At 52.3% G+C, this 9899-nt stretch carries 5 protein-coding genes and 2 pseudogenes; 5 read left to right on the plus strand and 2 right to left on the minus strand.

The features are described from left to right. The coding region (locus O3306_RS22085) for a transposase domain-containing protein (protein ID WP_272011546.1) at positions 1–129 on the plus strand (129 nt) is incomplete at its 5' end. Between the two features lie 46 nt (positions 130–175). Beyond that, positions 176–280 (plus strand): ATP-binding protein, encoded by a 105-nt coding sequence (locus O3306_RS22530; protein WP_442970037.1) that lies wholly within the window; start codon positions 176–178, stop codon positions 278–280. 70 nt (positions 281–350) lie between these two features. On the opposite strand, the gene O3306_RS22090 is transcribed toward O3306_RS22530, so the two are convergent. Continuing rightward, on the minus strand, positions 351–6776 hold the full coding sequence (locus O3306_RS22090) for a peptidoglycan-binding domain-containing protein (protein WP_272011539.1): 6426 nt from the start codon (positions 6774–6776) through the stop codon (positions 351–353). A gap of 335 nt (positions 6777–7111) precedes the next feature. Between O3306_RS22090 and O3306_RS22095 the strand changes: the two genes are divergently transcribed. The 3 genes and pseudogenes from O3306_RS22095 to O3306_RS22105 form a co-directional block, all read left to right on the plus strand. Next, positions 7112–8023: a peptidoglycan-binding domain-containing protein gene (locus O3306_RS22095; RefSeq protein WP_272011541.1), complete on the plus strand. Its 912-nt coding sequence runs from the start codon at positions 7112–7114 to the stop codon at positions 8021–8023. A gap of 125 nt (positions 8024–8148) precedes the next feature. After that, positions 8149–8811 carry a hypothetical protein gene (locus O3306_RS22100; RefSeq protein WP_272011542.1) on the plus strand — a complete coding sequence of 221 codons (663 nt, stop codon included), beginning with the start codon at positions 8149–8151 and terminating at the stop codon, positions 8809–8811. Between the two features lie 111 nt (positions 8812–8922). Beyond that, a pseudogene (locus tag O3306_RS22105) lies at positions 8923–9465 on the plus strand (transposase); the annotation flags it as partial. Positions 9466–9527: 62 nt separating this feature from the next. On the opposite strand, the pseudogene O3306_RS22110 reads toward O3306_RS22105, so the two are convergent. Further along, positions 9528–9830 (minus strand): annotated as a pseudogene (locus O3306_RS22110) (integrase core domain-containing protein); the annotation flags it as partial. Positions 9831–9899 lie beyond the last annotated feature (69 nt).

Here is a 9899-nt window from a genome sequence, read left to right on the forward strand (position 1 = left end):
GAAACCTGCAAACTCAACGAGATCGAACCTCACGGCTATCTGTCAGCTGTTCTCACCGCCATCGCCGAAGGACACAAGCAAACGGACATCAACAAACTGCTGCCCTGGAATTACGTCAGACCCGTGTGACCAGCGCACCGCTTACCTTTGAACGTTACAAGAACAAACTCTCTTTTTGAATGGTCCGAAATTTGGAGGGCAGGTCATCGGTAAAACATGGCTGGCCTGCGCACTCGCGCAAGCCGCCTGTCGGGATGGCGTCGGCCCTCTTCATACATGAGGCCAAGCTGGAATTGCGCGTCGGCATCTCCTTGCTCTGCTAAGGGCCGCCACTCCTGCAAGGCCCTGTCTTACGGTGTCCGAACTTTGTACAAGAGCCAAGCCTGAAGCGGACCTGTCATTTGGGACTCCGATGGAAGCTTTTCCAATACCTCCGACGTCAACTCAGCTCCGGTTTTAGTGAAGAACGGATATAACCTTGTTGCAACCGCTAGAGGGCCACTCTGTTCGAAGGTTTCAAGTCTGTCCTTGAATGACGTCTGATCGTCGGGACTCACACCGTAGACGATCCAAGGGACGACGTCCAAAAGCATATGTTGGTAGAAGTCGTTTCGACTCGTGAGGGAGCCGTTCACGAGGTTGTAGGTAGCATCGTTCGTGCCGTCGTGCATGATTTCCCACTGGCCGGTCGGCTGGTCTCGGAAGAAGACAGCTTCTCGGCCATCCGGGTGTGTGAATTTTCTGACATCGTCTGGGTTGTCATAGCCGATAACATGGAACTCTTTGGCTTTGTCGTCGACCTCCTGCCAAGAGGAGCCACTTGCCAAAACGGTACCGATACTCGGGTGCTCTCCGTTTTTCGAGTTTCTGGCGTAGTTCATAATTCTGAAGAGATCGCCATCACCACCTGCCAGTTTAGAGGCTTCATGCATGACGTCCAGAAGAATGGATGCTTTCCTTGTGGCGGTGTATTCCTCATCGCGTGAGATGGCCGCCTCAACAACGAGGAGTAGGGAAGCTCTCTGTTCGGGGGTGTCATTCCATCGGGTCGCGCCAACAAGTCGCGTTATGTAGTTGTCGCCATTGTTCGCTTCGAACATGCGATAGAAGTCTTCGGTCGTGAGTTCGTTCTGAGCAGGAGCACTGCTAGTTGCAGGTGGCGCGGAATTTTCGAAAGCGACGGTATGAGCGCAGGCCAACCATACCCCTTCGTGTCCATTGATAAGACAATTGCCTGTTTCGAGGCTTGGTGTGCCCCAGACAATGATGGGGTCTCCGGCGCGAACAATTTCGCCCTCGGTCCACTCTCCTCTGAAAGTATCAAGAGCCAGCATTGGGGTGTCGCGGTTCGTCGTAGTTATAGTAAACGCCGGTGTAAGCTCATCCCCATTTTTTATTGGGAACTCTGTCACGTAGCTTTCGCCTTCTACGAAGAAGGCATCACTTGGGATCCATGATACGCTGCGCAGGGACGAAAGGTTCTCTTCTTCATTTCCAACAAACATCGGATCGGGTGACGTTGCGGTTATGGCAAACCAGCCGTTGCTCGTTTGAAATATGCGCGCTCCTCCACCAGCACGGACGACCTCGGCGACGAAGGCCCTAGCGGCCTCAAGGTCCGGCCGAGAGGCGATCTGAAGCCATTTGTAGCCGTCAGGAGCATTATACAAACCGGCAGTGAATTGGTCTGTGCTGGCGCCTGATCCGCTTTGAACTGGCGGTTCACTTCCCGCGTGCCGCTGACGCAAGAGAGTGGCAACGTCGAAGACGGTGTCTGTAATGTAGATCTTGTTGTCGCTTCCTCGGAGACTCATCAGGATCTCGTCATGACTTTCCAGCGCGGCATTGGGCACCAGCAAGCTCATCGATTCATATGGTCCGGTAAGCCTGTCGTTCTCAAACCGCAAGCCGAAAACGGTCTCAAAATTTTCCGCTGCTCGACAGCCGTCGCAACGAATTCGCGGTGCGGCGCTCATCAGCAGGTTTATCCGTGCGCCGGACTCAACCGGATTCATTCGAGCGCTAGGATTGAGCCTTCCCTCTGCATTTCTCAGCGTCAGTCTAAGCCCAGCATCCTGCCACTGACCAACGACTACGAATTCGCCAACAATTCCTTGTGCGTTGCCAGCCCACGACAACGTAATGGTTCTCATGAAGTCGAAGCCTTGACTAACAGATGCACTTGCCAAGTCGGCAAGCGAGCCGCCTTGGCATCGAAAAAATTCATGTGTTTCGGCGCCACCACCTGTGTTAAAAAAAATAATATCTCCTGTGATTTCACCGTCTATCGCTCCTCCGCGCTCGTCATATCCGCTGAAGGACAGGCCATCATACCTTTCGACCTTTATAAGTTCGACTGAATTTCCCAAAAACAGTGTAAGGTTACCTTCATCTGTTTTAGAGACTTCGATCCAGCCTTCCTTTTCTGTACAACCATTCTCTGTGCTCCATTTTCCAGTGAACATTCTAGGTGGAAAATCAACAGACTTTGCCATACGGCCATTCTTAAAATTGGTGCTTCTATCGGCCAGGGACGCCAGAGTCCTGGAATCGAGCTGCCCGGTGCCCCGATTGATCCCGTTCTCGCGCTGAAAGTCTGCTATCGCCTTGCGGGTTCGCGGACCGATGGTACCGTCCATGGGACCGGCGTCGTAGCCGCGAATGTTCAGTTGTAGCTGAACGGCTGCTCTGTTTGTGCGCAAATCGTCTGGCGTTATACTCAGGAATTTACCGTGCTTACGATTGTCAAAGACACCGCGATACTCGTAGGCTCTAAGCCGACCTGTTTGATCAAAATCAACGTTCGCGACATTGTATCCGACGATTGGACATGCGCGACAATTTTCTGTCCAGTATACAACCGTCGAGAACCTCTGATGCCCGTTCGGCAACTGTCTCATACCCGCTACAAATGGCTTCCACGAGGCGGCGCCGGGAAACTGTCGTAAAATCGATTGGGCTGTACGGTCACCACGCGCAGCTATGTCTTTCAAATCTCGATCCGGGTACATCGGCTCGCTGATAGACTTGGGCGATGTATTTACGAAGTATTCCCATTCATTCTGGCTCATCGAAAATGCATCAAGAAAGGCCAAATCAACGCGCCCGAGTTCCTCGAAATGGACCGGAACTTCTGGCCCTTCGCCACCTTCACGGGATCTTGCTTCTGCAAACCGAACAGTCTCTTCCGACGCGCCATCATCTCTGAGACAATCGGCCGTGGATTTCTCGCGTCCAGAAATACAACGCTCCAATTCTACGCGACCATACCCGCCTATGTGTACTATCTCCGAAGTCCATTCTGAGATTGTCGGCGGCGATGTGGCCTGGCTGGCAACTTCACACAATTGGAAATTCTTGGGGCCACCGTAAGCATCCAAGTCTGTGAAGCTAGTTGGGCTCTGTATCCGCCACTGGACCGTATCGTCGTAGAGATTACCCTCTGCGCTACAGGAAAGGTTTATCTTGACCGCTCCGTCAACGTCGCTTCTGCCGACGATGTTACACCGTTGACCATAGCGGTCTCCAAGGTCTGGACGGTCCAGATGTCGGAAATACCTGAAGGCTGTGTGTTGGAAATTCTCATCTTTGCGAGCACACATGTTCGCGTCGATGCCATACGTTCCGTTTGGCAATGCGTCGAACATTGCGACTTGGTTTGCCACGGATGAAGCCTCCTCCGACGCAGTCGCCTCAGGCAGCCTGAACTTCACTGTGGTGGTGCCAGCGTCCTCAGTGGTCGCCATGCCGCAGTTTGGATCGCTTAGCGGACACTTGAGGTGTGAGAAGTCAACGCTGTGAATGCCATTGCCGAGGTCCTTAAGGGAGCGCAGCAAGATGTTGGAGTGCAAGACATCCTGACGGTCGGATTTGATCCGGGCAGAGGCTCCGCTGGTGAGCTCGACGAGAAGGCCATCGCTGGCAAATTCGCCGAAATCATACTGAAGAATTGCAAATCTTCCGTCATTAGACCACGCCACTCTACGGGAGAACCGAAAAACATCGTCAGGCGAAATGGCGATTATTCTTTTACTGGGATCACGGGGTACAAGTGCCACGCGCTCGTCCCATCCATCCGAATAGCTCACCGTTTGGAATACCTCTCGGTATTCTCCACCCTGAGCGACCGTGACCGTGGTGTCAGGTGGGTTCGTTGCATTCACAGGTGGTAAGGCCTGGCGCCCGAAGACGGTTACAGCGTTGTTGGCAGACACCACAGCATCGCTGGCTTGCACGCCTACTATCAATGTCGTTAAGCCATCGCTCATACTCCAGCCGCTTCCAGAAGCGGCCTGATCTGCGATTCCATCCGGTGCATTTGGAGACTGCACTACGTCAAGATCGGCAGGTTCAATTCGAGTGGTAGATATAGTGCTCTCGGAAGGGCACTCAGCCAACCAGTCTTTCTTGTAGTCAAAGACTTGGTTCTGAATGGAGAAGGCACACTGTCCTAGATTGCCCTGTCGTTTATTGTGAAAATACTCCGCGTCGGCGAGCTTTACAATCATCGCGCCGTCGTTAGCGAGCATTGCCGACACCTCAATGTTTGAAACCAAGCCGGATGATCCGTCGTCGTTGTCTGACCAGACATTGCATTGGAGCTTTGGCAGCAGTGCCTGCCAAGTGGTTATGCCGTACTCAGAAGCGGCCCCTGCCCCTTGAGTCACCCAGTGCGTGCAATTGACGGACAGACGATCAGAGATGTCTACATTGAACCCCGTTGAGCGAAGTTCCCCATCATTGGAAAGGGTTGCAACGTGATCAAGTTCCTCCTTCGGGAAGACAAACTTAATGCTGTCCGCGTCCGACAGATTTACAAAGAAGTCGGTGAGATCTAGCGTGCGCTTTTGTGGTGGGGTATTATCAGAACGCATGGGCGAGCCATCAGCATTAAACCGCTGCAATGCGACGCTAATGCTGACCCTTCCATCATCTTCAGTGTATAGACTTTCGAGCAACCAGTAGTCGTTTGCGCTCGCATCGAATTCTCGACTTGGAATAATGGAATATTGACCGGTTTCCAGGTCAAAGACGCCGAGCCCTTTAGAGTATTCAGCCATTGGCACGCTAAGTGCAACGTATCGATCAGATGGGTCCCATATCACATCATCCGTTGGACCATACATCCAAAACGGCAACGGTTTATCATTGAGAACCTTGCGTTCTTCCAGATCGACTAGAGAAAATCGTTCTGCTCCGTCTCCCATTGCCAAAGCCATCGCCCGCGTTTGTTTCTTGTTTATAAAAACCGCTAAACTGTGCCATTCTTCAGGAGTGCGATAATCGCCAAACAGTTGTGCCCCTGAAAAGCTGATTTGACCTTCTTTAGAAATTTCAAATCCACCGGACTGCTCACCGGCCTTGAGTCTAAAATCCGGCTCCTCCTGGATACTCCATTTACCCATAACAAATTCAGGCTCTGAGGGGGTATTTGGTATGGGCGCTCCCAGAAACCCACCCGGCGCGATCTGCGTGCTTGCAAGCTCGGAGCTGGTTGAAGGTGTGGTTACGGCCTCCATCGGCTCGAGCGCCTTTGAATACTTCGAGAGTTCAGTGAGTCCGACCATAATTTCAGCAGCACGCTTGGGACTATCGGTGAAAGCATTCGCGAAATAGGTTAGGAGGTCGGGGGCATTCCAGATTGTGGGCATAGTATCCACATTGCCGCGCAGCAGTATCACCTTGTGAAGATCTTGAGCCCGTTCGGTCTCTCCCTCGAACTCAGCGGTGAGAGCTGCCCACCCTAGCAGCATGATATCACTTACAGCTTTCGCGTCGTCTTTCCCGACAGCACCTTCTAGCTCTACGACAAGGTTCTTACGCGTTGACGAAATAATGTTCTGCACCCCCTCCTGATCGCGATAGGAAGCGGTCATTTGGGCCATGGTCTGCATCCGTAAAGCCGTTTGGGCCAATGCCCGGTCGACGTCGGCTGCAAGCCCGCGCGTGGTCGTGATTATTTCAATAAGCTCTGAAACCCTCTTGATCCCAAGCCCGGGGATTTTTGATGGGTCTTTCGACGCCTGAACTGCGAGAAGAACCTCGGTGATGGTCGCCTTGATTGCAGCACGGACCAGCGTTTGTGTGCTCGCACCCATCTCTGGGCCGATCTCAATCACAAAATCTGCGATTGTGCTCGTAGCAAAATCAAGGGCGACACCTACTGCGATGTCTTCGACTGTTGATGCGCCGATGTCACCAAGTTCCTCCAATCCACCGGCGCCGACGAACACTCTATAAAGTTGCCCGGCTTCGGTTGGGTCGAAGAACTCACCAAATGCAGTGTCGGAGGCATAGTAGAATGCCGCCATGATATAGTAGGTCACTCTGACGTAGAGCTCTCCCTTTGTCTCGTCGACTGCAGACCCGGAAAGCTCTATTAAGGTTTCCTCTACTATGGCCGCGACGTCCGGCGATCTTTTTTGTAAAATCCTCCACTGCTCTGCCAGCTCACCTGATAGCCGGTCCGCAAGCTTAGGCTCGCTGGCCGTCAATTCGGCTTCCAAGGAGTTCAGGTCTATCGGCCCGAGCGGTATTCCAAGCTGCATAATAGACGCGGGTGCTGAGTCGGGGAATTCGGTCCTTATGCGGCTCAGCATGCCATCAACTTGTTGAAGAAGCTGATGTCTTTCCTCTCCACGGACCTCCATTGCCGTAGAGTATAGGGAGATGGCATCGGCCATAAGCGCATCGGGGTCGTCTTGGGCCACGAGTGGACTGGCAATCAGAACAGCGCCAAACGTGATCGCACACCGCCACTGCAGAAATCGCTTCATAGGAAGTCCTTCGACAAATCAATCACTCAACGCACGGCGAGACTTACGCCACCCCAACGTCAGGTTTGCGCAGTTGTTTTGCGTTTGCCAGAGAAAATTTCATCCTGGACGTTCTAAGTGCTAGCTCGGGGCAGTGGATTTTATCTAGTGACAGGCACCATGTTGCTCGCTACTTTTCTCAAAGTCGGTTAGGGGAGATTGCTTTGTTTTGTCGATGTCTTGCAGCTGCAACGGTCGCCATTGCACTTGCTTGTCCGGCCGTCGCTGGGCCGGAGGAGTCTTTATTCGAGACCGCGAATGTCATCTATCAAAAGGCGGAAGACCAGCCTCCTGACATGCAGATCCAGACCTACGAAAGCGTCAGAAGCATTCTGAACAAGATCGTCGAGGATTATCCGGCGTCTGATTTGGCGGTGCAGATCATCCTTAAAGACGAAATTGAAGGCCTTGACGTCGCAAGGCTGGATCAGTTCCTAGCCGAGCAAGACCAAGAAACTGAAACCTCCCTGACTGAAACTACCCCGAACGTCGTTCCTGAAGCGCCGAAGGGCGAAGTGGCGGCAGTTCTGCCTGAGGATGGCCAGACACTAGAGTTCTCTGAACCCTACATCGACACCCTCGAACCAGAACTACAAAGGGCTGAGTGTGTAGCGAGAACTTTTACAGCGACATCGACCTCAGAACTTCAGTTAAAACTTTTGGTTGGCGAGGGGGGCATTATCGAAGGCTTGCCAGAGCTTATCGCGCCGGTGAGCCCAAGCTCTGAGGAAAGGAGCGACTACCTTAGTTTGATTGCGGCATTAGATGACTGTGCGCCATTTGAGAGCTTGATATTCGGAGGGGAATTTGTAGCAACGACCTCTTCTGATGGTAGTGTCGTATTTGTTTCTTCGATTGATAGCCAAACATCAGAGATCACAGAAAACGATCTAAAACTCACCAGAGATACGCGGCGCGAAATACAGCGACGTTTAACGCTGATCGGGCACGACACCAAGGGTGTCGACGGTTCTTTGGGGAAAAACTCGAGGACGGCCATTATTGAATGGCAGATAGCGAACAAATTGCTTCCGACTGGCTATCTAAATGATAGCCAGATCTCCGCTCTAAAGGAGGATAGCGCGGAAGAGTACGCCGCTTGGGAGAAAGAGGAAGCCTCAAAACCAAAGAAGAAGAAGCGGCGTGTCAAGCTTTGCAAACGCGGGCTTTTAGGAGTCCTCTACGACTGCAGATACGTTTGGCGCTGACTCACATACGTATAGCCTTGAGTTCATTGGTGGAGGTTGAAGTGGTCCCAGAATCTTGGACAGTCAGCTAGGTTTACCCCGTCTGTACATTTACTGATCATTAATAACGAAAAATGGAGCGTATCATGCATAAATACTTCTATTCTATGGCTCTAGTATTGTGCGCAAGCGCCAGTCAAGCGGACGATTGGCCACAATACGCAGGCTTGTATCTAAATGTTGGCGAAAATTTTGTTCGTTTAGACCCATATGTACCTAACAGGCGGATCAAAATTGGCTCGGCTTATGCTTATGGAGAAAAAGAGCGGTTCGATAACTCTTTAGGGTGGATGGGACTGCGGTCAATCAGTCATGAAGATTACACTAACGGCCCAACTATACCCTTAAGATATAAGAACAATAAATTTAAGATAGTAAACGTTGGCAGGGCTGGGTCAGAGCTTCAGAGAGTTGATTTTATTGTATCTATAAGCGATATGGCAAACACCGTAGAGCGACCCCACAGTGGCTCCAACACCCATCCAAGCCCCTACGCTGGACATGTCCAATACTACGATGGTCCTAGTGGCGTTATGAATAGTTATTGGGGCTGGAACTCAGAAGCTGCGTTTAATGTCAGGTTAGTTTCTAATACGGTTACAGTTTACGAACCAAATGTTGGCTTCTGTGACCCAAACATCAAGAGTGCGGGTGCCTATGAGGAGAAAGTGTTAACTGTGTATGGCTATGAGCTTTCTTCTTTAGATGGAAAGCGGTATATTTTCAAATGCGAGGGAAGCGAATTTTGACCTTGGTATCTTAGGCCCAAGCAGGAGGCGGCCCGCCCATGGAGTTCGGAGAGTGTCCGATCTTTTGTGTAACTGCGCTTTGGTCCATGCTTCCTGAGAGGAGTAAGGACGATGACGATTTCCAAGGAACTTCTGGACGAACTTCTGAAGGGCTGCGAGCGGCCTGAAGATCTGCTGGGCGATGCCGGGCTGATGAAAGAGCTCAAGATTAAGCTGATGGAGCGGATGCTCGGGGCTGAGCTGACTGCACATCTTGGCTACGAGGAGGGTAAGGATGCCCCGGCCGATCAGGCCAACCGCCGTAACGGCTCATCCGTCAAGAGATTGAAGGGCCAAGACGGCGAACTGCCGATTGCCGTGCCGCGTGATCGGGACGGTAGCTTCGAGCCCGAGCTGGTCAAGAAGGGCCAGACCCGCATTGATGGGATGGATGACAAGATTATCGGCCTTTATGCGGCGGGTCTGACGGTCCGTGACATCCGCACTCACCTCGAGGACGTATATGGCCTGCAAGTATCGCCAGACCTGATCAGCCGCGTGACTGACGCCGTGCTGGACGAAGTCCGGGAATGGCAGTCCCGGGCGCTGGAGCGGATGTATCCGATCGTCATTTTCGATGCGCTTCGGGTCAAAATCCGCGACGCTGACAGCCGTATTGACCTGCCCCTTTTTTCAGGGCCACTCGTAAATCGAGTTTGCTCACCATTTGTGTGCCATCATTCGGCGGCGTGAGCAATGGGCGCGGGCGCGGAGCCCTGAGATAGCTCAAGCGTCTGCGCCCATTGCGTTTTGTCGAAGGGTCGCGCTGCCGCGAACTCCACCGGGGTTTGATATTTCAGGCTGCTGTGCGGGCGTTCTGTGTTGTAATCGACTCTCCAGTCTTCGATGATTTCACGCGCCTCGCTGATGCTGGTGAACCAGTGCTGGTTCAGACATTCATCCCTGAAGCGCCCATTGAAACTTTCGATGTAGGCATTCTGTGTGGGCTTTCCGGGATCAATAAAATACAACGGTAATCCCCCCATTTTTAATGGGGTCCAGCCGTAGAATTCAGGCGGCTGTTTTCAGTTTCATTGCGGGTGTTATGC

The sequence above is a fragment of the Roseovarius sp. ZX-A-9 genome (assembly GCF_028369135.1).
Lineage (GTDB): Bacteria > Pseudomonadota > Alphaproteobacteria > Rhodobacterales > Rhodobacteraceae > Roseovarius.

Bases quoted from the DNA above. Each gene is read 5' to 3' on its own strand.
- O3306_RS22090 (WP_272011539.1), bottom strand. From the start codon at position 6,776: ATGAAGCGATTTCTGCAGTGGCGGTGTGCGATCACGTTTGGCGCTGTT.
- O3306_RS22095 (WP_272011541.1), top strand. From the start codon at position 7,112: ATGCAGATCCAGACCTACGAAAGCGTCAGAAGCATTCTGAACAAGATC.
- O3306_RS22100 (WP_272011542.1), top strand. From the start codon at position 8,149: ATGCATAAATACTTCTATTCTATGGCTCTAGTATTGTGCGCAAGCGCC.